Source organism: Alistipes sp. ZOR0009, from assembly GCF_000798815.1.
In the GTDB taxonomy this organism is placed as follows: Bacteria; Bacteroidota; Bacteroidia; order Bacteroidales; family ZOR0009; genus Acetobacteroides.
The window spans coordinates 100,806-123,059 of sequence record NZ_JTLD01000004.1 but is presented as its reverse complement, the minus strand read 5'-3'; the positions used below and the strand labels follow the sequence as shown (position 1 = coordinate 123,059).

At 44.8% G+C, this 22,254-nt stretch carries 19 protein-coding genes; 6 read left to right on the top strand and 13 right to left on the bottom strand.

The features are described from left to right. Positions 1-36: 36 nt before the first annotated feature. The 4 genes from lepA to L990_RS01200 all read right to left on the bottom strand — a co-directional run bounded on the left by lepA (position 37) and on the right by L990_RS01200 (position 3,818). The gene (gene lepA / locus L990_RS01215) at positions 37-1,827 is read right to left on the bottom strand and encodes a translation elongation factor 4 (protein ID WP_047444669.1); all 1,791 of its coding nucleotides are present in this window, start codon (positions 1,825-1,827) and stop codon (positions 37-39) included. 197 nt (positions 1,828-2,024) lie between these two features. Then, the gene (locus tag L990_RS01210) at positions 2,025-2,603 is read right to left on the bottom strand and encodes a carboxymuconolactone decarboxylase family protein (RefSeq protein WP_047444667.1); all 579 of its coding nucleotides are present in this window, start codon (positions 2,601-2,603) and stop codon (positions 2,025-2,027) included. Between the two features lie 146 nt (positions 2,604-2,749). Continuing rightward, on the bottom strand, positions 2,750-3,292 hold the full coding sequence (locus L990_RS01205; RefSeq protein ID WP_410488756.1) for a peroxiredoxin: 543 nt from the start codon (positions 3,290-3,292) through the stop codon (positions 2,750-2,752). Positions 3,293-3,338: 46 nt separating this feature from the next. Further along, complete coding sequence (locus L990_RS01200) at positions 3,339-3,818, bottom strand: Dps family protein (RefSeq protein ID WP_047444663.1); 480 nt, start codon at positions 3,816-3,818, stop codon at positions 3,339-3,341. 177 nt (positions 3,819-3,995) lie between these two features. Here L990_RS01200 and L990_RS01195 point away from each other — a divergent pair, with 177 nt between their 5' ends. Continuing rightward, complete coding sequence (locus L990_RS01195; protein WP_047444661.1) at positions 3,996-4,937, top strand: hydrogen peroxide-inducible genes activator; 942 nt, start codon at positions 3,996-3,998, stop codon at positions 4,935-4,937. Between the two features lie 90 nt (positions 4,938-5,027). Here the strand turns inward: L990_RS01195 and L990_RS01190 are convergent, their stop codons facing one another. Both L990_RS01190 and L990_RS01185 read right to left on the bottom strand, forming a co-directional pair. Further along, positions 5,028-7,343 carry a TonB-dependent receptor gene (locus tag L990_RS01190; protein ID WP_047444659.1) on the bottom strand — a complete coding sequence of 772 codons (2,316 nt, stop codon included), beginning with the start codon at positions 7,341-7,343 and terminating at the stop codon, positions 5,028-5,030. A 151-nt stretch (positions 7,344-7,494) separates the two neighbouring features. After that, positions 7,495-7,842 (bottom strand): hypothetical protein, encoded by a 348-nt coding sequence (locus L990_RS01185; protein WP_047444657.1) that lies wholly within the window; start codon positions 7,840-7,842, stop codon positions 7,495-7,497. Positions 7,843-7,943: 101 nt separating this feature from the next. Here L990_RS01185 and L990_RS01180 point away from each other — a divergent pair, with 101 nt between their 5' ends. Further along, positions 7,944-9,125 carry a carbohydrate porin gene (locus L990_RS01180; RefSeq protein WP_081981560.1) on the top strand — a complete coding sequence of 394 codons (1,182 nt, stop codon included), beginning with the start codon at positions 7,944-7,946 and terminating at the stop codon, positions 9,123-9,125. A gap of 59 nt (positions 9,126-9,184) precedes the next feature. Here L990_RS01180 and L990_RS01175 read toward each other — a convergent pair whose 3' ends face one another. Further along, positions 9,185-10,975 (bottom strand): MutS-related protein, encoded by a 1,791-nt coding sequence (locus L990_RS01175; protein ID WP_047444653.1) that lies wholly within the window; start codon positions 10,973-10,975, stop codon positions 9,185-9,187. A gap of 41 nt (positions 10,976-11,016) precedes the next feature. Between L990_RS01175 and L990_RS01170 the strand changes: the two genes are divergently transcribed. The 3 genes from L990_RS01170 to L990_RS01160 all read left to right on the top strand — a co-directional run bounded on the left by L990_RS01170 (position 11,017) and on the right by L990_RS01160 (position 15,306). Further along, positions 11,017-11,241 carry a hypothetical protein gene (locus L990_RS01170; RefSeq protein ID WP_047444651.1) on the top strand — a complete coding sequence of 75 codons (225 nt, stop codon included), beginning with the start codon at positions 11,017-11,019 and terminating at the stop codon, positions 11,239-11,241. Positions 11,242-11,765: 524 nt separating this feature from the next. Continuing rightward, positions 11,766-12,485, top strand: a complete 720-nt coding sequence (locus tag L990_RS01165) for a hypothetical protein (protein WP_047444649.1) — start codon at positions 11,766-11,768, stop codon at positions 12,483-12,485. Positions 12,486-13,431: 946 nt separating this feature from the next. Beyond that, the gene (locus L990_RS01160) at positions 13,432-15,306 is read left to right on the top strand and encodes a mechanosensitive ion channel domain-containing protein (RefSeq protein ID WP_047444647.1); all 1,875 of its coding nucleotides are present in this window, start codon (positions 13,432-13,434) and stop codon (positions 15,304-15,306) included. A 5-nt stretch (positions 15,307-15,311) separates the two neighbouring features. Here L990_RS01160 and L990_RS01155 read toward each other — a convergent pair whose 3' ends face one another. Further along, a complete protein-coding gene (locus tag L990_RS01155) occupies positions 15,312-15,611 on the bottom strand; it encodes a TfoX/Sxy family protein (protein ID WP_052180631.1) in 300 nt (99 codons plus the stop codon). Positions 15,612-15,874: 263 nt separating this feature from the next. Here L990_RS01155 and L990_RS01150 point away from each other — a divergent pair, with 263 nt between their 5' ends. After that, positions 15,875-16,447 carry an outer membrane beta-barrel protein gene (locus tag L990_RS01150; RefSeq protein ID WP_047444645.1) on the top strand — a complete coding sequence of 191 codons (573 nt, stop codon included), beginning with the start codon at positions 15,875-15,877 and terminating at the stop codon, positions 16,445-16,447. An 83-nt stretch (positions 16,448-16,530) separates the two neighbouring features. On the opposite strand, the gene leuB is transcribed toward L990_RS01150, so the two are convergent. From leuB to L990_RS01125, 5 genes are all read right to left on the bottom strand, one after another. After that, on the bottom strand, positions 16,531-17,592 hold the full coding sequence (leuB, locus tag L990_RS01145; RefSeq protein WP_047444644.1) for a 3-isopropylmalate dehydrogenase: 1,062 nt from the start codon (positions 17,590-17,592) through the stop codon (positions 16,531-16,533). Further along, the gene (gene leuD, locus L990_RS01140) at positions 17,589-18,176 is read right to left on the bottom strand and encodes a 3-isopropylmalate dehydratase small subunit (RefSeq protein ID WP_047444642.1); all 588 of its coding nucleotides are present in this window, start codon (positions 18,174-18,176) and stop codon (positions 17,589-17,591) included. The genes leuB and leuD overlap by 4 nt, the downstream gene beginning before the upstream one ends. 163 nt (positions 18,177-18,339) lie before the next feature. Further along, the gene (gene leuC, locus L990_RS01135; protein WP_047444640.1) at positions 18,340-19,740 is read right to left on the bottom strand and encodes a 3-isopropylmalate dehydratase large subunit; all 1,401 of its coding nucleotides are present in this window, start codon (positions 19,738-19,740) and stop codon (positions 18,340-18,342) included. Positions 19,741-19,757: 17 nt separating this feature from the next. After that, the gene (locus tag L990_RS01130; protein ID WP_047444638.1) at positions 19,758-21,254 is read right to left on the bottom strand and encodes a 2-isopropylmalate synthase; all 1,497 of its coding nucleotides are present in this window, start codon (positions 21,252-21,254) and stop codon (positions 19,758-19,760) included. A 439-nt stretch (positions 21,255-21,693) separates the two neighbouring features. Next, entirely contained in the window at positions 21,694-22,128 is a 435-nt protein-coding gene (locus L990_RS01125) for a hypothetical protein (protein ID WP_047444636.1), read from the bottom strand. Between the last annotated feature and the right edge of the window lie 126 nt (positions 22,129-22,254).

The window sequence follows — 22,254 nt, the reverse complement described above, 5'->3', positions numbered from 1 at the left end:
TTGCATAAACAACGGCTTTTTTTATTAGAAATATGATTAATCTCCCATCTTGAGAACTGCAAGGAAGGCTTGTTGTGGTACTTCAACATTGCCAACTTGGCGCATTCTTTTCTTCCCTTTTTTCTGTTTTTCTAGAAGCTTGCGTTTACGCGAGATATCTCCACCATAACATTTTGCTGTAACATCTTTGCGCAAGGCTTTAATTGTTTCGCGAGCAATCACTTTAGCCCCGATTGCGGCCTGAATTGCAATGTCGAACTGTTGTCGAGGGATCAAATCCTTCAGCTTTTCGCACATTTTTCGACCAAAATCATAGGCATTATCGCGGTGGATTAGGCAGGAAAGTGCATCTACGGGCTCTCCGTTTAGTAAGATGTCTAATTTTACAAGAGTTGCCTGCTGATATCCATTTAAGTAGTAGTCGAACGAAGCGTAGCCACGTGAAATACTTTTTAACTTATCGTAAAAATCAAAAACGATTTCGCTTAGAGGCATGTCAAAGTTTACTTCAACACGATCGGTAGATAGGAAAACCTGGTTACGAAGAATCCCTCTCTTGTCAATACATAGCTTCATGATAGCGCCAAGGTACTCTGTTTTTGTAATCACTTGGGCATGTATAGTTGGCTCCTCAATAAAATCGATAAGGGTTGGGGCTGGTAATCCCGATGGGTTATGAACCTCCACCAAATCTCCTTTAGTTGTATGGATTTTATAGGAAACGTTTGGAACGGTGGTGATAACATCCATGTCAAACTCGCGGTACAAGCGTTCTTGGATGATCTCCATATGAAGAAGGCCTAGGAAACCTGCACGAAAGCCGAAGCCAAGAGCAAGCGACGATTCAGGTTCGAAGGTAAGCGATGCATCATTAAGCTGCAGCTTTTCGAGCGAGGAGCGTAGATCCTCGTAGTCATCCGAATCTACAGGATATAGGCCTGCAAATACCATTGGTTTAACATCCTCAAAGCCATCAATTGCTTTTTTACAAGGGTTTCCAACAGAGGTGATGGTATCTCCTACTTTAACTTCGGCTGAGGCTTTTATTCCCGAAATGATGTAGCCCACATCTCCAGCACGGAGCTCTTGTCGTGGATGCATTTTCATTTTAAGAACGCCAACTTCATCTGCGATGTATTCGTGCCCTGTGTTGAAAAATTTCACTTTCTCCCCTTGGCGAATTACTCCATTCACAACCTTAAAGTAGGCAATGATACCACGGAAAGAGTTGAATACGGAGTCAAAAATAAGCGCTTGGAGTGGGGCTTCAGCATCTCCAGTAGGCGCAGGGACCCTATTTACAATAGCCTCCAGTATTTCAGGGACTCCAACACCTGTTTTGGCACTGGCTGGGATGATATCTTCAGGTTTGCACCCAATAAGGTCAACAATTTGATCGGTTACTTCCTCAACCATTGCCGCTTCCATGTCAATCTTGTTGATTACAGGAATGATTTCCAAGTTGTGGTCTAAGGCAAGGTAAAGGTTAGAGATGGTTTGCGCTTGAATTCCTTGGGTTGCATCAACAATCAGGAGAGCACCCTCGCAAGCCGCTATTGCGCGTGATACCTCGTACGAAAAGTCTACGTGGCCAGGGGTATCGATTAGGTTTAGGATGTAGGTTTCATTACCATGGATGTATTCCATTTGGATGGCATGGCTCTTAATGGTAATACCCTTTTCGCGCTCCAAATCCATGTTGTCTAGAACTTGGTTTTGGAACTCCCTATCGCTAAGCGTGTGGGTAGCCTGTAGAAGTCTGTCAGCCAAGGTGCTTTTACCATGGTCGATATGGGCTATAATACAAAAGTTTCTTATGTTCTTCATTAACCGCTATTCTTAATGGACGCAAAGATAACTTATTAGTTTGAATTGTTGATATATTAAACAGTTACGTAGGCAAATGGTAGGTGTTTATTGGGGGCTAACATTATTATTTAGCTTATTATTTACGATCAAAATTTTTATAAAAAATGGAGAGCTCTCGCAAGAGCCCTCCATTCACCCTTAATTAACTAACACTTTTAGGCAATGATTCTGTCTACAGATACCACGATGGCAGCAACTCTTATTGCATCAAAAACTCTATCTTCACTAGCACCTAACTCGCGAACCGAATGTTCGTGCGAGTTAACGCATGCTTGGCAGCCATTCACCGCAGAAACTGCAAGACTAATTAGCTCAAAAAGTTCTTTGCCCAACACAGGGCTCATCATTATGTTCATGCGGATGCGCGCAGGCATATCGCTATATTTTTTATTGTCGCAGAAGTGGCGGAATCGGTATAAAATGTTGTTGGCACTTAGTAAGGATGCTACTGCCGCAGCTTCAGCAACCTCTTCGGTGTTTGCACCTGCTGCTGTTGCTCTTTTTTTGAAGGCCTCCTGAAGCGGAGCGTTTTTGGCATTAACAGCAACGGCATAAGCCGTAAGTAGGGCATCTTTCTCTCCTAAATTTTCGGATGAAAGGGCTGTTTTTAGGTTCACCTTAAGATCTCTAAGGTATTTTGTGCTGCTTTCACTTAGAGTTTCTAGTGCAGGATAGCTTTTATCAGCGCTTAGTTCAAGGTCGTTTAGTAATTCTAGTGCGGTTTCGTTGTACATCTTCTTTTAGTTTTATTGGTTGTTGGTATTCATTTTGGGTGCTACATCTAATACTCTAGGTAGCAAAAAAGGGCTTGTCTATTTGAGTTTGGTTGCTTTTAGTTGTAGAAGGGGGGCTTTTAAAGCCCCCCAATCTTTTTATGTGGTTATAGCTTAATGGTATCTTGACCTTTTTCCCAGTTACATGGGCATAGCTCATCGGTTTGAAGCGCATCTAGCACTCTAATTACCTCTTTAACGTTACGTCCTACGCTTAGATCGTTTACGCTAACAAAACGAATTGTTCCTTCAGGGTCTACAATGTAGGTTACGCGGTAGGCAACCTTCTCATTTGCCTCTAGAATTCCTAGCTCTTCGGCTAGAGACTTTGAGGTATCAGCTAGCATTGGGAATTTAAGCCCTTTTAGGTCGCTGTGGTTGTTGCGCCATGCAAGGTGTACGAATTCAGAGTCGGTGGATGCACCTACAAGTTCTGTATCGCGGTCGGCAAACTCGCCGTAGGCTTTATTAAACTCAGCAATTTCGGTTGGACAAACAAAGGTGAAATCTTTTGGCCACCAAAATAGCACTAGCCATTTGCCTGCCTTCTTGTGATCTTCTGAAGTGATGGTTGCAAACTCCTTACCATGTTCTAGAGATACTACTGCGGTCTTGCTAAATTCAGGAAGCTTGCTTCCTACACTTAAAATTCTGTTTGACATGATCGTAATTTTTTTATTTTTTGATTGTTCTTGTTTACTTATTGAGGTATGCCGATAGCATCCACACTGTCTTCTCCTGTTGCGAGATGTAGTCACTTAAAAGCGTTACCGAACCTTCATCTCCCGCTTCTTGAGCAACTTTAAGCAGCTCGCGTTGCTTAATAAGCAATGTTTGGAAGTTATTTAGAGTTGTATCTAGGGTAGATTTTGCATCGCTTAGGTTTTTAGCCTCTGCAATGAATGAAGTCTTGATGTAGTCGCTGTAAGAATGTAGGGGTGTATTTCCCAAAGTAAGTATTCGTTCTGCAACCTCGTCTATTTTTAGAATTGCATCGTTGTACAGCTCTTCAAATTTCAGATGGAGCTCAAAAAACTTCTCTCCTCTGATATTCCAGTGAAAGCCTCGCAGGTTTTGGTAAAAAATTTGGTAGCTAGCAAGTAGTTCATTTAGTCCGCCAGCCAATTGCTGCGCTAGATTTTTATCTAGTCCGATTGAATTAAGATTTGTGTTCATGGTTGATTATTTTTAAGTTTCTAGCTTCTTGTTCTGTTTTACGATACAAACATACGATGGGTTGTGATATAAATCAAATCGATAATATTTATATGTCGATAGATATAAATTATATTTGCAGAATATCATTGCATTGCAGCTGCGTTTAGTGGCTGCTTATATCAAAAAAAAGGAGATATGGTTACTTTAGTACAGCTCGAATATATTGTTGCGGTGGATACCTACCGCCATTTTGCGACTGCGGCCGACAGGTGTTTTGTTACGCAGCCTACGCTTAGCATGCAAATAAAAAAGTTGGAGGACGATTTGGGTGTGACGATCTTCGACAGGTCTAAGCAGCCCATAATTCCTACCGATGTGGGCGTCGAAATTATCGAGCAGGCTCGCGTTATTCTTCAGGAAGCAAAGGGAATCGATGCGATAGTGGCTAACCACCTTAAGGAGGTGACCGGAGATCTTCGAATAGGGATAATTCCCTCCTTGTCGCCCTACCTACTTCCTTTGTTTATGAACGATTTAACTAAAAAGCACCCGCAGCTTTCCATAAAGGTTCGCGAGATGATTACGGACGACATTGTAGATGCTTTGAAGAAGGATTTACTCGACGTGGGGATTCTTGTAACGCCTTTGCACGACGCTACCATCAAGGAGGAGCCTCTTTTCTACGAACAAATAGAGGTTTACGCCTCCGTGGGGCACAACTTTACGGGTAAGTCAAAGATTGCCATTAAGGAGCTGGCCTCGCCCGACCTTTGGTTGCTCAGCAGCGGGCACTGCTTTCGCTCGCAGGTGCTTAATCTCTGCTCGTACCACGATACTCAGCGACATTCGCTTCCTTTCGAGTACGAAAGCGGCTCTTTTGACACGCTGATGAAGATGATAGACCGGCATGGTGGCTTCACCTTGCTCCCAGAGCTGGCGGTATCGGAGTTGGACGACTTAAAGCGCAAGCAGGTGCGTACGTTTGTCGATATGGTGCCTTTGCGCGAGGTTGGATTGGCCTTTACCCGAAGTTTTGCCAAACGAAACATGCTTAAAACGCTTAAAGAGCATATTCAGGCAGCAGTACCTGCCGAGATGCTTAACAAGGAGCGTGGAACGATTATAGAATTTCGTTAGCCTCCCTTAAAAAGGTAGACGAGGAGTACCAGCTCACGCTGACCGCTCCTCGCCCTGATAGGTAAATTTGAAATTATAGGTTTTTCTTTTCTATAGGAAGATCTTAGCCCCAAAGGTTAGCGTGCGGGGCAATGCGGGGCCGTATACGTACTTTGCGTCGCGTAGGGCTCCCTTATCGAAATCCTTTTGGTAGCTATCAAAAATGTTTTGCATGCCTGCGTTTAGCTGCAGGTTCACCTCTTTAGATATTTTTAGCGTATAGGCTAGCTTTATTCCCATATCGAAGAATGATGGCGTAGTCTTTTCGGCAAAGGTGGTTATCGTTTTATTGCTATCGTTCGGGTCAACCGAGCCAATGTTGTGTTGGACTAGCATTGGCCCCGTATAGGTGCCCGATAGCGATGTTACAAAGTCCTCGGTTAGCTCATAGTTAGCCGAGAAGAACCCGTAGCTGTCCGGAGTGCGGAACATTTTACGCTGTGGCTTTAGTACGCCACCTCCCGACCAGTCGAAGGGCTTCTCGTAGCGGCTTTGTTGCTGCGTGTAGCCCATTTGGACGTCGAAGCGATGCGAAAAGACAGCTTTTGCCTCCACATTTACCCCTGTTACGTAAGCTCCAGGACCGTTAACTTTCTTTCTAAGGATGTTTCCATCGGCATCGCTACCGCTTTCTACTATTTCAAACTTATCGTTTAGCGTCGTGTAGAAGCCTTCCACCAAAAAGTTGGTTTTAATACCTCCTAAGTTGGGGTAAATATCCACCGAGGCGCTGTAGCTATGAGACTTTTCGGGCTTTAGGTTCGGATCGTTACTGATTAGCGCCACCTCGCCGCTAACGGCTAGAATATGCAAATCCTCGTCGTAGGTTTGCGGCGCACGGAAGCCAGACGAATAGGTAGCCCTGAAGTTAAAAATGCTCGACGGGTTGTATCGAAGGTTAATGCGGGGGCTTATAATCGCATCTTTTACCATATTATGCTTATCGAAGCGGGCTCCAACCAGAATGCCGAGCTTTTTTGTCGTCCATTCGTTCTGTAGAAACACGCTCGCTATTTTTGCCTTCTGATCGGTGAACCTATTGTATCCTGGGGCGTCATCTTCGAGGTGATTGAAGTTGTATTCGGCACCTGCCGTAAGCTCCGAGGGCATAAAAATCAGCTTATCGAAGGTTTTGGTGTACTGCGCACCTCCTACCCAGGTTAAGTCGTTGCTATTTCCGTATGCGTTGGGATCTTTTCCTGCTCCGTAGTAGCTCGAACGCTTATTGTGCTGAAACGAGGAGTATAAGTTAAGGCGCTGCTTCAGATCTTTGCCCAGCAAATCGAACTTGACACCCCCGCCGTTGGTATAGTACTGCGTTTGCTCGGCTATGTCGGCCATGTGAGGGGGTAAGTCGAACGCGTTACCACCCCTGCGGTACTCGTTAAGGTTATGGTACTCCACGGTAATCTTGCTAAAGTCGCTTGTCTTATGGTAGCCACGGAATCCGATGGTGCTAGCTTTGTTTTCGCCCAGCTCCGAGAAGCCATCGCCATCCTTGTCAAAGTGATTGCGGTTTCTCACCATCCCAAAAATGTACATTCCCGACTTAAAATCGTTGGTAACGAGCGATGCGTTGAGCATAGTATTCACATCGGGCGTTTTCATATCCATCAGCATGGTGTTGTTGGCAATGCTAAACAGGTTGCGCGTGGGTTCTTTGGTTATAATATTGATAATTCCGCCTACAGCATTCGATCCGTAGAGGGCAGAACCTCCTCCGCGGGTTATTTCAACGCGTTCCACCATGTTAGTGGGCAGCTGTTCTAACCCGTAAACCCCCGAAAGCGAGCTAAAAATCGGGCGGCTATCAATTAGAATCTGAGAATACTGCCCATCAAGCCCGTTTATTCTTACTTGTGGGAAGCCGCAGTTCTGACAGCTGTTCTCAACCCTTACTCCAGCTTGAAAATTTAGCCCTTGCGAGAGGTTGTTCGAGTTTGTTGTCTCAAAAACCTTAGGGTTGATGATGCTTACAATGATTGGGGCCTCCTTTTTATTCCTTTCGTTGCGGTTGGCCGACACTACGACCTCGTCCATCGATATATTTTCCTCCTCCGTTTCTATTTTGAGCTCGATTGGCTTGCTCCCGAAAGCGTCTAAATGCTGTTCGACCTTGCGAAAACCTACCCCGGAGGCGATTAGCGTGTGATGGCCCTTGGGAATATTCTTTAAAATGAACTTTCCCTCGGCATCGGTAATGGCGCCAATGGTGGTGCCCTTTATCATTACGTTTATAAAAGGGATGCTACCCTTTGTTTTGGTGTTTACTATTTGTCCAACAACCGATATGGGGTTATTGGCGCTAGCTGTACCTGCCCCAAACACGAGCAGCACTAGCAAGAATATGATGGTATTCCTTTTCATTTACTTCCTTCTTATTTAGCTGGTTGACACAACAATTTAGACCCTTGCTGTAGGGGTATAGCAGCTGCATAACGCTAGTAACATGGCCATAATATTGGCTACGCAAAGCAATAGCGCCAGTAAGTGGGAGGTAGGGAAGCCCTCGAATCGGCTAAGCCCTATTTAGAAGGATTGGTGGAGCCCTTAGCTGCTTAATGGCCACATCGTTGTAGCGGCAAATCTCGCTAAAGCTCCTATACTCCACCTTGATGGACGATAGCAGCGCTTCGATAATGTTCAGCGCAATCTCATCCAGCGAGTGGAATGTCGAGAGCTCGGAAATTTGCTGTACTTGGTTGGATGAGTGCCCGTGGCAGGGGTTAGAAAAGGGGTGGGAGTGGGTTACATTCTCCCCGTGGATGATATGGCTGTGTAGAAATAGGGTGGTGCTTCCATAGTACCCCATAAAGAGAACTACGAGTAGCAGCTGTACTATCTGATTCCACCTTTTAGTTGCCATTTTCACCTTTTGTTTGCCAAAACTATTCAAATATTAGCATACCACAATGGCTCCAAACTAAAATACCAACATGTAGGTATTCCCCTTTTATAGCTATATTTATGGGTAAGTTAAACCAATGTGTCGCCGATATGAAGCATTATGCGCCTATTGTACTGCTGCTTGCGCTCTGCAATTCGCTTTGGGGGCAGGCCGATTCTGGCTCAAAAAACGCCTCGCCTTTTACGTACTCCATCCTATACAAGGGAGATTGGGTTAGCTCTTTTAAGGGAGGGGTAAAGTCGGGCTCGAGCTATGCGGGTATTGCCACGGCGCATCTTGCCTTCGATTTGGAGAAGGCGCGCTGGTGGAAGGGGGGCCTGCTGCAGGTTTATTTATCCAATACGCATGGCCAGCAGCCATCAGAAAGGCTTGTTGGCGCGTATCAGGCCGTTAGCAACATCGAGGCGGGCAATAGAACCTTCTTTCAGGAGTTTTGGTTCGAGCAAACGGTTGGTCAGCTGAGCCTAAAGCTGGGCATACAAGACTTGAACGTCGAATTTTCGGCAAACGACTTTGGTAGCAGCTTCATAAACTCCTCTTTTGGCATACAATCTACCTTTAACGACAACCTGCCGGCCTCTATTTTCCCGGTAACAGGCTTTGGCGGCATCCTAAAATGGTCTATCAGCGCCATGCATACGGCTAAAATCGGACTTTTTGAGGGTAATCCCAGCTGCCTTTCAATTGATCCTTGGGTTTTTCGCATTCCATTCTTCGAAAAGTCGGGTACGCTTAATATTTTCGAGTATAGCTACAGCGGTGCAATTCCTGTGGGGGCCAATGGTTTTTACAAGCTCGGAATGTACTATCACAACCATACTTCGCCTGCTCAAGCAGCCGATACCAACCATGCAGGCCACAACTACGGCTTTTACTTTGTAGGCAACCAGCCTCTTTACCGGCGTTCCGACCATTCGTCGCTCAACCTTTTTACCCAGCTATCGCTTAGCCCAATTAAGCAGAGCAGCAACCATCTCTACTGGGGCGTTGGCCTCTCCTATAAGGGGCCATCTTGGCATGTGCCCGACGAGCTGGGCTTGGCCTTTGCCCAGGCCCGTTTCAACGAGAGCAATGCTCCGCTCGAGTCGGTTTGGGAGTGCTTCTACAGGTATTCGTTTGGACAATACTTCTACCTGCAGCCTTCGGCGCAGTATATCGTAAACCCCATGCGCTTTGGCTACCCTTTAAACGATGCTTTCCTAGCCATCGTACGCTTTGGCTTCCACTTCGAACCCCGCTAGCATACCTTCGCAGTAGTTTATCAGCTGCTCCAACGTTAGCGGAGGCAATAGCAATTCTCTTATACCTTTAGGCCAATCTTTCGCATTAGTATGGAGGCGTTAAGGCTGGTACAAACACCCGTTTTTACCTTATAGTCGAAATACAGCTCGTCCTTTTCATCTACCTGCACATCGAAGTGGTAGTTCGCAATGGCTTTGGGGTAGGTGTGCTGCGCTTCGGAGAGCGATAGGTCGTGCGTGGCAATGATGCCGCACACTTGGCTTTCCACCAGCAGGTCTACGAGCGCTTTCGAACCTATATGGCGGTCGTTGGAGTTGGTTCCGCGGAGTATTTCATCCAGTAGGAGGAACGCCTTCTCGCCCTCTTTTACCGCCTTTACAATTTCGCCAAGGCGTTTAATCTCCGCGTAAAACGACGAGGTGTTCTCTACCAGCGAGTCGGTAATTCGCATGCTGGTCCGAATGGGTACGTAGCTCACCGTAAGGCGCTGCGCGCAAACGGGCGCACCTGCGTAGGCTAGCACCATGTTAACGCCTAAGGTGCGGAGGAAGGTGCTCTTTCCGGCCATGTTAGATCCGGTTAGAAGGATGGTTTTACTATCTGTAATGCTAAACGTATTGCATACGCGCTGCTTAGCGGGTATCAGCGGATGGCCCGCCTCGGTTGCCTCAAGCCTAAAGTAGCCTTCGGCCACTTCGGGCATCGTCCAGCTGGGATTGTTGTACGCTAGCGTAGCCAAGGATGCCAGCACCTCCATTTCGCCAACCACCGCTACCCATTCGTCTATCAGCAGCTGGTACTTGCGCTTCCATCGGTTTAGCTTAAATACCACCCTAAAGTCCCAGAAGATGTATGCGCCCACTAGGAGCATGAATGCTGCATTGTTGCGGACATCGAGCTGCTGTACAAGCTGCGCAAACTCGGCTGTGATGGCCGATGGCTGCCTGCCAGACTTGGTGATTCGGCTCTTTAGCTCCATCAGCTGTGGCGAGCGGAACGTTTTTGCCTCTACAACCTTCAGCAGGCGCGCATAGGAGCGCAGCTCGTCGGCCGATTTACCCACCAACGACTGTACAACGGCAATCCGATTGCCATATTTACCGTATATAATAAAGTAGGGGAACAGCGACAGCGTTACAAGGCCGTTGAGAATGCCTACGCCCCAAAGCACCATCAGCCCGACAACTAAAATTGGGTATCCAACTACCATAAGGCGTAGCCCAAAGCTGCTCAAACCGTCATTGTCGGCCGTTAGCCACGTTTTGATGCTGGTCAGATTCTCCTTGTCGGCCTCCATTTCCGTTGCAACGGCCTGCAACTCCTGTCTCCACTCCATCTCGTTAGCTAGTTCGTCTACCGACTGCTGGTTGCGGGCAATTTCCTCCCTCTTTAGGGGGTGTTGCAGGCGCTGTGCCAGCAGTTGCTTACCTTTGGCGGTGCTGGCCCGGCACAGCAGCTGAAAAATTGACCTGTCGCCAAAAATATCCAAATCGTACGTGTAGGCATGCCTTATGTCGAAGTAGATGGCGCCTGTATCAAACGCGCTGGTGTCTCCGTTGATGCAAGCTACCTCGTTGCGGCATATCGCTATTAGGCTATCGTAGTAGGCTACTAGCCGCTGGTTTTTCACGTCGCGCGTAGCAACAAGCGCAAATAGCCCCATTAGCAGCAGGCTTAGCCCCACCGCTGCCACCACCGAAATGGCAAATAGCCCAAATAGTGCAGCAACAGCCGCTGCAAAGGAGAGCAGCCTCATCCACATAAGCCTTTTGCCACGCTTAATGGCCATCTCCTTCTGCCTTTCGAGCGCCTCAATGCGCTTCTCGTATATTTCTATTCTGCTAGTCATTTATTGCAAGCCTTTATTTGAAGCCAAATCTAGCTTAAAAAATGCTCATTGCTTACGCTTATGCTGCTGTTATGGCCTGTGCCCTGCCGAATAGCCGCCGCCGCTGGCTGCCTGTTCTTGCAGAATTACCAATGGCTATAGCTAGCAATAATGAGGGTTTAGTAGCTTGTTTCTGGCTTTTAGCTGCAAAGAATGGTGGTTTATATACGCGTAAAGACTTTCTGCCTAGTCTTTTTCTTTTTTTTAATGGGGTTGTACATGTTTAGCTACGCGTTTGGTAAGCTTAGCATTACACTTTTTTTGTTTAGCTGGCCACAATCCGCTCGGAATTCCGCTTTTAGCTTTCGGAAACGTGTAGCTAAACGTCGGAAAGGTGCAGCTAAATGGAGGAAACCTGCAGCTAAGCTTTTGCATTGTTAGGCAGATATAAGAAAGGTTATGCTAAGATGGGCAAGTCTGCCGCTAAATGCCGAAAAGGCGTTGCAAGGTGTAGCTAAAAGTTTACTAAACGAATTTGAGCTTCCGCAGGTCTTAAAAATTATATGCAGTAGATTCTGAGTGGATAACAGATGGAATATGGTGATAGCCGTTATAAAAGCAGCTTAAAAATATGTTGTAAAACATATAAAAATATTTGTAAAAATACTTGCGCGCTATTTTTTAACTTTCGTAACTTGTGTCTATAAGAGGCTAGCGAAGCATGATTTATTTCAACGTTGGTAGCTTAACTTCCTTTCGTGCTGTACCTAGCTTTTAGAGTTAACGCTTTATTTATTAAAAAAGTAAGACAATGAAAGATGTGAAACGATCTTACGCCATGTCTGACGACTCTATGCTTGGGGAGGCAAATACCATATTTGCTTTAGCTCAGAATGATTTTGGAGAGCTATCTGCAGTAGAGCCAGAATTAACCCGCGACCAGCTAACCACCTGGCAGAACGAAGCAAAAGAGTGTTCCTCCGACTTTTCGAGCCTAGGCTCTAAAAGTGCCATATCCTTAGAGACAAAACGGGTAAACGACGCAATGGATGTTTGTAAGGGAAAGACGTCCCTATTTTACTACCATCTTGATCGGGCCTTAATCGATATCCCTAACATTGAGGTTTTATTTGGACGAAGGGGTTTTGATGAGGCCAGAAAGAACCCTGAGAAGATGGTGCGCCAAATTAACCTTATTGTAACTACCGGCAAAAAGCCAGAGTATATGGCTAAGCTAACTAAGCGTCTTGGGGATAATTTCTTTACCGAATTAACGGATTTGCAAGCGAATCTACAGGCTGCTTTGGCAGCCCAAAACTTGGCAAAGGCAAATCAACCAGCCGAAACTGAAGCCAGAGTACTTAGGTATAATGCTATTTGGAACAATATTCGTTTTATAAACGAGGTCGCTAAGATTGCTTTTTATGGTAGACCTGCAAAATTGCAGCAGTACCAGCTATACGATTCTCCTGCTCCTAAGAAGCCAGAGAATCCAGACGAGAATAAGAACGATATGCCAGATGATATTTAGGAGTTGCTAAAGGAGGTATTCCGATTTTAGTGATGTTGCATTGGTGTTGGTCCCATAGCCTTGCTTGCAGGGCTGTGGGATATTTCACAGCCAGGTTTGTTAGGCTAAAAGGATATAAAATGGTAGGATATAAAGCATTTTCTTGAATGAGTTAGATTTTTTTTTCTTTGTTAGAGATTCATTTTTAGGTTACTAAAGCAAGGAGTTGATGTGAATCTGAACCCTTGTTTTGTAAAAGCAGAGCTTATCTCATAGCCGCCTAAAATGGGATGCTGTAGCTAATTTTTCGGTGCTAAGTTTGGCTAGCTGGGTGTAAGCCTGCTTTTAGGAAGGAGAAGTATCTACTATCACATTCTACATAAAGATAGCTGCTGTAAGGTTTAAGCAGCTTGGTATAATGTAGGATTGAAAGCCGCATAGAGGTAAGAATATTATATAGGTTTTGGATTTTAGGAATTACTATTCATAATCGTGGAATTTTTGTCATTCTTAATATTCTTAGAGTTAAGGTTCGATGTGAATCGAGAACTTTTTAGTATTTGGATTAAAACCATCCCATAGCATCCTTTACTAAGGTGCTATGGGAGATTTTAGGGATGCTAAGCAGGTGTAGCGGAGATTCACAAGCTATTGGACGCGTAAGATCTTTAAGCTTTAGCTTTAGGCTGCTGCTAATGCTGTAAGATTTAAGTCAAACGGATTAATATTTTGCATGGAAGCCATATAGAAAGAATATATACTTTGTTTGTTATAATCAGACTTTTTTAGGTTTTTGTATGCCCCTATAGCCTTTTTGAAGGGATATGGGGGTATACTTATTTAATGTGGGTGTTTTTGATGGCCTATTAAATTAAATAAAAGGGGAGCATAACTGGTAGAATGGCAGGCTTGTAGTTCGCTATGTGTGACCTTTTTTGTAACTTACCCTTTAAATAATGCAAGGTGTATGAAAAGAGTGCTTAAGGGAATGGCATGCCTTACCCTCGTTTTTATAGGGGGTGTTGCATTGGCGCAGGCTGGGAATGTGGCTCAAACGAGCGATTCTCTCAATTCTGCAGCGCTGCATAGCTACCATAGGCAGATGGCCGATATCGAAAGGAATCGGATTGCCGACTCGGTGAAAAAGGCCGATCTCGAGGCGCAGTTGAAGCGCTTAAAAACTACCGATAACCTGCAAAAGGAGGAGCTGCTGCGTAAACTAAAGGAGATTGCGGACAACGAGCAGCAGCGCATTGCCGCCAAAAAGGCGCGTATCGATTCCTTAAGGCGTTCGGCCAAGGGCTACCAGGCGGTGGGCGTTATGGAAGATACGCTATTTACCCTTTATGCCCGCTTGGGATCGCTCACGGCACAGGAACGTGCCGCGAACATCAGCCGGCGTATACAAAAGCTCTACGATGACGATTTTTTGAAGGTCGACTCCATTTTGGTGGTCAAATCGGAGAATGCTTACGACATTGTTTACGGCGAAATGGTGGTTATGTCGGTTACCGAAAACGACGCGCTTTGGTCGGGAGAGAACCTTTTAGCGTTGACCACCCACTACCATAAAGCTATAAAGGATTCCATCGTTAAAGCACGTCAGGAGAACAGCCTAAAGAAGCTCGGTATCCGTATAGGGCTGGTGCTGCTGGTTATAGCCCTTACATGGCTTATATTTTGGGCTATCGGCCGAGGTTATAGGCGGCTTTTGCTCCATATAAGAACCAACAAGGGGAGGTGGCTTAAGGATTTATCGTATAAAGACTACACGTTTCTTTCGGCAGAGCAGGAGCTGCAGGTTATACTCTTCTTTCTGAAGATTTTTAGATGGTTTATCTATGTCATGCTGCTCTACATCTCCCTCCCAATCATTTTTAGCATCTTCCCGTTCTCGCGCGATTGGGCCGATTCGCTGTTTCACCTTGTTTGGGCGCCTTTTAAAACCATTTTAATGGCGGTATGGCGCTATCTGCCCAACCTGTTTAGCATCTTGGTTATTTATTTTGTGATGAAGTACTTTATACGCTTTGTGAAGTACATTTTCCACGAAATAGAGGCCGACAAGCTGAAGCTAGCGGGTTTTCATGCCGATTGGGCAATGCCAACCTATAGCATTGTGCGGATACTGCTTTACGCGTTTATGTTTGTGCTAATTTTTCCCTATCTGCCGGGCTCCGATTCCAATATTTTTAAGGGCGTGTCGGTGTTTATCGGTATTTTATTTTCGCTGGGATCTTCCTCGGCCATTGCTAACATGGTTGCAGGATTGGTAATCACCTACATGAGACCGTTTAAGATTGGCGATAGGATAAAAATTGGCGACGCAACGGGCGATGTGGTGGAAAAGACGCTGCTGGTAACCCGCATAAAGACGATTAAGAACGAAATAATAACGATACCCAACTCCTCGATCCTATCGAGCAATACCACAAACTATACTAGCGAGGCCGAAGGTGTTGGTTTGATTATCCATACCACGGTAACCATTGGCTATGACGTTCCTTGGAAGGACATGCACCAAGCGCTGATCGACGCGGCGCTTCGAACGGATTTTGTGCTGGATAATCCGCGTCCTTTTGTGCTTCAAACCAGCCTCGAGGATTTTTATGTTGCCTACCAAATAAATGCCTACATCCACGAGGCGAGTCGGCAGGGTGGCATCTACTCGCAGCTGCACCAAAATATACAGGATGTGTGCAACGAGCGGGGAATAGAGATCATGTCTCCCCACTATCGTGCCGCTAGGGATGGTAATACCACCACCATACCGGCCAGCTACTTGCCTAAGGATTACCAGGTACCTTCGTTTAACGTAAAGGTGGATAAAAAGGAGGATTGAAGGACTTAGCTAAGGTCGTCATCGGCTTCGTCGGCACTTTTTTTAACCATAGAAAAGAACTGGCGAAGCTCATCTTTTCTGGGCCTATCGATAAGATGCCAGCGTATGCCTCGAATGGCTCCCTCTATGGCACAAAGCTTGCTAAAGCAGGCTTCGCTATCTACAGCCATAATTCTGATGAAGGTATTCTCCGTACCAACCTCCTGCAGCTTTTGCGGGGTGTCTATCTCCACCTTCAAGAGCAGCTCCTCCAACGATTTGCCTATATTCGGAAGCTTTGTAAGCTTGCTAACCTGTTTTGCCATAGATGAAGTTGCTATTAGTAGTTCGTAATATAGTATGTGGATTTTAATATTTGTGGCAATGTATAAAAAAAGGATTAAACATCAGGTCTCAACACAAACTATGGTTAAATAGGTTGTGCTTATATGTTCTTGTTGCTATAAAATGATGTTAATTTGCGGCAAAATCAGGGAAAGTATGTATTAAAAGCTTCTTTATTTGGTAAGGAAATATTTTTGAGGCTATATATCTTTCTTTTAAGTTAACATCATAATCATTTAATGTAATGAAAAAAATCCTTCTTTTATTAAGTTTGGTTGCGGTATTTGGGTTTAGCGCCCAGTCTCAGGAGAGTGTTAAGAAGAATGAGGTTGGTTTATTCTTTCAAAATCTAAATGCGTATGGTTTCAGGTATAAGCATGGAGGTGATGTTTGTAAACTTAGGGTTACAGGCCTATCTCTTTCGTTTGGTAAAGCAGAAAGTTCGGATAATGCCGTAGAGAAGGAGCGAAAAACGGCTGGATTTGGTTTAAATGTTGGGTTGGAGTGTCCCATAAAAATAGACGACAGTTTTAGCTTTTTCTATGGTGGAGAAATACAGAGCAGCTACAATTCTATAAAGAGAGATGGTGATTATAATATTTATATTGAGCCGAAAAAGAGCAAGAAAACATATGGAGTGGGTTTAGGTGTTGTTCTGGGTTTTTCTTACGCTGTTAATCCTAAAATATCGGTATCAGCCGAAATAGTTCCGAATTTTATGTTTGTGCGAGATGAAATAGATGATATAGAATCAACAAGATATAATTTGGGGATTACCAATAATGGAGCAGGAATAACTATTGGCTACAAGTTCTAGCTTATAGCCGTTTTATGCTGTTCAGAAGAAATAGTAAAAGCGCAGATGAAAAATCTGCGCTTTTTATTTGCAAAAAGGTCAACCTATTTAATGTATTCCACAATCCTTCGTCCAACTTCTGCGGTCGAAACGGGATTGACGGGGTTTAGGTCAACAGTAAGATAATTCTCGTTTACAACATTGTCTATCGATTGGTAGATGGCCTTTGCCGCAGCCACCTCGCCAAGATCCTCGAGCATCATGGCGGCCGACAAGATGGTGGCGATGGGGTTTGCAATGCCCTTACCCTTTGCCTGGGGGAAGCTGCCGTGTATTGGCTCGTAAAGTGCCACCTTCGAGCCCTTAGAGGCGGATGGCAGCATGCCGAGCGAGCCTGTAATAACGCTTGCCTCATCGGTCAAAATATCTCCAAACATATTCTCGGTTAGCACTACGTCGAAATAGGAGGGTTGCTGTATGAGCTTCATGGCCGCATTGTCTACAAACATGTAGTCAACTTCTACCGAAGGGTAATTTTGCTCCATCGATTGAACGGTTTCGCGCCACAGGCGAGATGTGGCCAGTACGTTGGCCTTATCTACCACCGTTAGCTTATTTCTGCGGGTTTTGGCGTACTCGAAAGCCATTTTGGCAACGCGCACAATCTCTTCGCGGGTGTATACGCAGGTGTCGAAGGCTGTTTCACCATTCTCACTACGTCCGCGAGGCTCTCCAAAGTAGATTCCACCGGTTAGCTCGCGTATCACCACGAAGTTCGAACCTTTGGTGATCTGCTCCTTAAGGGGCGAAAGCTGTAGCAAGCTGTCGTATGCCTTTACTGGACGAATGTTTGCGAATAACCCAAGGGTTTTGCGCATCTTCAAAAGGCCCTGCTCGGGTCGCACCTTGGCGTTGGGGTTATTATCAAACTTCGGATCGCCTATCGCACCGAAAAGAATGGCATCCGAAGCTTCGCAAATGGCCTGCGTTTCGGCGGGAAAGGGATCTCCAACGGTGTCGATGGCTATTCCACCAACCAGTCCCTCATTATAATCGAATTCGATGTTGTACTTATGTCCAACCGCGTTTAGCACGTTTATGGCTTCGTCTACTATCTCTGGTCCAATGCCGTCGCCCTTAAGTACGGCTATTTTGTAGGTGTTCATACACGTTTCTGTTCAAATTCAACAATCTTTTCCTTTAGGCTGATGAGGTAATCAACATCATCGTAGCCATTCATAAGGCATTCCTTCTTATATCCTGAAATGGGGAATGTTTCCGAAACGCCATTTACGGTTATCTGCTGCTTTTCTAGGTCTATCGAGATTTCCGTCGCCGGATTTTTGTCGATGGCGTTGAATAGCAGGTCCAGAAATAGTTCGCTTACCTGTACCGGAAGCAGCGCGGTGTTGAGCGCATTGTTTTTGAAAATGTCAGCAAACATGCTGGAAACTACCGCTGCAAATCCGTAGTCTTTTACAGCCCATGCGGCATGCTCGCGGCTCGATCCGCAGCCGAAATTTTTGCCGGCAACTAAAATTTTACCGCTGTAAAGCGGATTGTTTAGGGGAAAAGAGGTAACCTTTTCGTTATTCGAATCGTAGCGCCAGTCTCTAAAAAGGTTATCACCAAATCCTTCTCGGGTGGTTGCCTTCAAAAAGCGGGCGGGTATAATTTGGTCAGTATCCACATTGTCCACGTTAAGCGGTACGGCTGTCGATACTATTTGTTTTATCTTCTCATTTGCCATGATGCCTTTTTATTTCAGTTAAAAGTCGCATTAAATGGAGGATGTGCTTGTTTTAGACCTATCCATTTCCATCTAAGGAGGTTTTACGCCTTTCCTATTTGCGTTAAACGTATTTTATAGGGTAAGGGGGCCTTTTTATGCGCACATTTTTTGTTGATATTCGTCACGCCAGCTTACGAGGGTCGGTGATAACTCCCATAATGGCAGCAGCGGCAGCTGTAAGCGGACTAGCCAGTATTGTGCGGGCTCCAGGCCCCTGCCGTCCTTCGAAGTTACGGTTCGAAGTCGACACGCAGTACTTCCCGGCTGGAACTTTGTCCTCATTCATAGCTAGGCATGCCGAGCACCCTGGTTGACGGAGGTAAATACCTGCCTCTTCGAATATTTGGGTAATTCCTTCGGCTTTGCAGGCTGCCTCTACCTGTTTTGATCCAGGTACAAACCATGCGGTTACCTCCGAAGAGACTTTTTTGCCCTTAATAAGCTTTGCTGCTGCTCTAAAGTCTTCTATACGACCATTGGTGCAGCTGCCAATAAACACATGCGATATTTTAAGCCCCTCCAATGATTGTCCTTCATGGAAATCCATATACTCTAGCGCTTTTTTGAGCATCAGCTTATCGCTGGCATCTTCAAAATCACTCTGATAAGGTACTAAAGCATCTATGGCAATGCCCATCCCCGGATTGGTGCCATAGGTTACCATTGGTTTAATTTCTGAGGCATCAAAAGTGTATTCAGCATCGAACAGGGCGTCTTCGTCGGTGTACAAAGTCTCCCAGTAAGCCTGCGCTTTGTCCCATAAGCTATTTTTAGGGGCAAAAGGACGATTTTTGATGTATTCGAAGGTTGTTTTGTCGGGGGCTATAAGTCCGCCACGAGCTCCCATTTCGATGCTCATGTTGCAAATGGTCATTCGTCCTTCCATAGAAAGGGAACGAATGGCTTCGCCTGCATACTCTACAAAGAAACCGGTGCCACCTTTGGCGCTAAGCTTGCTTATGATGTATAGAATGACATCTTTTGCGGTAACAAAAGGTTCTAACGTGCCACTAACCGTAATTCGCATGGTTTTAGGCTTAACCTGTGGAAGTGTTTGCGAGGCAAACACCATTTCAACCTCAGAGGTTCCGATGCCAAAGGCGATAGATCCGAATGCACCATGCGTTGCTGTGTGGCTATCGCCACAAACGTAGGTACTACCCGGTTGGGTTATTCCTAACTCTGGACCAATTATGTGTACAATCCCTTGATAGGGGTGACCAAGCCCGTATAGTTCCAGTCCAAAATCGTTGCAGTTTTGTATAAGCTGCGTCACCTGCTTGCGCGACTGTTCTTCTACAATTGGAAGATGCTGGTTGGTGGTTGGAACGTTATGATCGGCTGTTGCAACGGTTTGTTGCGGTCTAAAAATGCCAATCCCGCGCTTTTTAAGCCCATCGAAGGCTTGCGGAGAGGTTACTTCGTGTATAAAATGGCGATCGATGTACAATATATCTGCTCCATCGGTATTTTGATGCACAACGTGCGCATCCCAGATCTTATCAAAAAGTGTTTTGCCCATTAGATATTCGTTAAGAGTTATACAACTTGCGAAAGAGCCTCCAGATAGGCCTCGATGGTTGCCGTTATGATATCTGTGTTAGCACTAAAGCCGTAAAAGACTTTTCCTTTGCTTTCTACCTGTACGTGGACTTTTCCCATATCATCGCTACCGCGTGTTATGGTATGTATAAGCAGCTCTTCGAGTGTTGTTTTGGTTGTTATAATAGTTTTAACCGCGTTGATAGCTGCATCAATAGGTCCATTACCAGTGTCGGTTCCTTCCCATGTCTGTCCCTCGTATTTTAAGCGGATGGTAGCAGTTGGAATAGCCGATTTACCGCATAAAACCTGTAGCGATTCGAGCTGTATTTTGCGATCATGTCTAGCTGTTTTGCCCATAAGTGCCATTAAGTCATCGTTATGAACTTCTCTTTTTTTATCAGCTAGGTCGAGGAACTCCTTATAGGCTTCGTCGAGTTCTTTCTGGTCTAACTTGTATCCTAAAGATGTTAACCGATGCTTTAGCGCTGCTCTTCCACTTCTTGCAGTCAGCACAATCGACGATTCGTTAACACCTACCTGTTTAGGATTCATGATTTCGTAGGTTTCTCGTTTTTTTAGCACCCCATCTTGATGTATTCCTGATGAGTGAGCAAATGCGTTACGTCCAACAATGGCCTTGTTTGCTTGTACGGGCATTCTCATTAGCGTAGAAACCAATCTACTGGTAGGGTAAAGGCGCTTGGTGTTAATAGACGTTTCTAGCGAAAGCCTTTTGTGGCTGTTGATAATCATTACCGCTTCTTCTAACGAAGTATTTCCGGCTCTTTCTCCTATTCCATTTATGGTGCACTCTATTTGGCGAGCTCCGTTAATGACGCCAGCAATAGAGTTAGCCGTTGCAAGTCCTAAATCGTTGTGGCAGTGGGTTGCTATTATTGCCTTGTCTATATTTTTTACGTTTTCTTTGAGGTAACGTATTTTGGCACCATACTCATCAGGTAAGCAGTATCCTGTTGTGTCGGGGATGTTAACAACGGTTGCTCCTGCTGCAATAACCGCTTCAATAACTTTTGCCAAAAAACGATTTTCTGAACGCCCTGCATCTTCAGCATAGAATTCGATGTCTTCTACATACTTTTTTGCGTACTTGACAGCAGCAACAGCCCTTTCAACTATTTGTTCTGGCGTTGCATTAAACTTGTACTTCATATGATGGGGAGAAACTCCAATTCCAGTATGTATGCGAGGATGCTTGGCAAAGCGTAAAGCGTCTGCTGCAACGTCAATATCTTTCTCAACGGCACGAGTAAGGGCGCAAATAGTTGGTTGGTTTACTGCTTTCGATATCTCTACCACAGACGTAAAGTCTCCAGGCGAAGAAACGGGGAATCCTGCTTCAATGATATCGACACCGAGCAGTTCTAGCGATTGGGCAACTTCAATTTTTTCGAGAGTGTTAAGTTGGCAGCCTGGAACTTGCTCTCCATCTCGTAGCGTTGTGTCAAAGATGTACACCTTTTCTTTGCTCATGGTATTCTGATTTAGATTAAAAAACTAGCTGAAAGTTTTGCTCGAAAGAACATAAAGGGAGGCGGTTAACGCAGGTTCTAGAGCAGTAAAAAGCGTCGGTTGAGGATATTGGCAAGCGCGATGAGCATATCCCAATATGGTATTGGGGTACTTGTATCAAAAGGCATATCAATGTAATCCTGCGTGTATTGCATATTGGTGGATATTTATGCTTCGGTAAGCATTTCACTTTCTGCAATCTTATGGATTATTTTGTAAAGTCAAGAAAGTTAGCAACAAGGTTATTTGTTGCAATTTTTATCGAAAGGGAGATTTTTTGTAGAAAAATGAAAGGAAAAGAAGGGAAACTTTCTTTCTATTTTTGGAGAAGAGGATTTGTAGCAGACGGATTAAAACAATGTTAAAAATAACAAAAATAATAGGAGAGCAAATTGCCCTCCTATTTAATCCTTTCAAATACCAAAAATTTATTGGATTTGGCATTGATTAGTTTTAGCGTTGAACCTATAAGTTCAATGCTACTTGCCATAACCGTAGCCTCATAAGTTTTGCCAATTTTTTTGCTGTTAAGAATAGCTTTGCTTGTTCTGTAGAAAATAGCCTTCTTATTTTGTTCATCTAGATGGTATCGTGCTGATAGAGCCTCTTCTCCAGCATTCAACGTGTACCTGTAGCCTTTTTGAAAATTTAGAAAGATGCCTTCAGAATTAGGTGTTACCTCTTTCTCTCCATTAAGGGCGTTTATTGACGCTAGGAGCCTCCATTCTGTACCGTCCAAATTGACATTGGAGGGCTGAACTTCCTTGCTACAACTTGATAGCAATAGCCAGCTAACAGCTATTGCTAGCGATAATTTTAGTATATGGGATAACATGGCAGTGTTAAATTATTGTAATGCAAATGTAGGAGAATTAGAATATCTGCAAATTTTTTGGATGAAAAATGATGGTTTTTGAAAAATATTTTTGTCTGCTAGCTTTTTATATGAAATAAATATTCC

Bases quoted from the DNA above. Each gene is read 5' to 3' on its own strand.
- L990_RS01165 (WP_047444649.1), top strand. From the start codon at position 11,766: ATGAAAGATGTGAAACGATCTTACGCCATGTCTGACGACTCTATGCTT.
- L990_RS01150 (WP_047444645.1), top strand. From the start codon at position 15,875: ATGAAAAAAATCCTTCTTTTATTAAGTTTGGTTGCGGTATTTGGGTTT.
- L990_RS01200 (WP_047444663.1), bottom strand. From the start codon at position 3,818: ATGAACACAAATCTTAATTCAATCGGACTAGATAAAAATCTAGCGCAG.
- L990_RS01180 (WP_081981560.1), top strand. From the start codon at position 7,944: ATGGGTAAGTTAAACCAATGTGTCGCCGATATGAAGCATTATGCGCCT.
- L990_RS01160 (WP_047444647.1), top strand. From the start codon at position 13,432: ATGAAAAGAGTGCTTAAGGGAATGGCATGCCTTACCCTCGTTTTTATA.
- L990_RS01125 (WP_047444636.1), bottom strand. From the start codon at position 22,128: ATGTTATCCCATATACTAAAATTATCGCTAGCAATAGCTGTTAGCTGG.
- L990_RS01155 (WP_052180631.1), bottom strand. From the start codon at position 15,611: ATGGCAAAACAGGTTAGCAAGCTTACAAAGCTTCCGAATATAGGCAAA.
- L990_RS01175 (WP_047444653.1), bottom strand. From the start codon at position 10,975: ATGACTAGCAGAATAGAAATATACGAGAAGCGCATTGAGGCGCTCGAA.
- L990_RS01170 (WP_047444651.1), top strand. From the start codon at position 11,017: ATGCTCATTGCTTACGCTTATGCTGCTGTTATGGCCTGTGCCCTGCCG.
- L990_RS01190 (WP_047444659.1), bottom strand. From the start codon at position 7,343: ATGAAAAGGAATACCATCATATTCTTGCTAGTGCTGCTCGTGTTTGGG.
- L990_RS01210 (WP_047444667.1), bottom strand. From the start codon at position 2,603: ATGTACAACGAAACCGCACTAGAATTACTAAACGACCTTGAACTAAGC.
- L990_RS01130 (WP_047444638.1), bottom strand. From the start codon at position 21,254: ATGAGCAAAGAAAAGGTGTACATCTTTGACACAACGCTACGAGATGGA.
- leuB (WP_047444644.1), bottom strand. From the start codon at position 17,592: ATGAACACCTACAAAATAGCCGTACTTAAGGGCGACGGCATTGGACCA.
- lepA (WP_047444669.1), bottom strand. From the start codon at position 1,827: ATGAAGAACATAAGAAACTTTTGTATTATAGCCCATATCGACCATGGT.
- leuD (WP_047444642.1), bottom strand. From the start codon at position 18,176: ATGGCAAATGAGAAGATAAAACAAATAGTATCGACAGCCGTACCGCTT.
- leuC (WP_047444640.1), bottom strand. From the start codon at position 19,740: ATGGGCAAAACACTTTTTGATAAGATCTGGGATGCGCACGTTGTGCAT.
- L990_RS01185 (WP_047444657.1), bottom strand. From the start codon at position 7,842: ATGGCAACTAAAAGGTGGAATCAGATAGTACAGCTGCTACTCGTAGTT.
- L990_RS01195 (WP_047444661.1), top strand. From the start codon at position 3,996: ATGGTTACTTTAGTACAGCTCGAATATATTGTTGCGGTGGATACCTAC.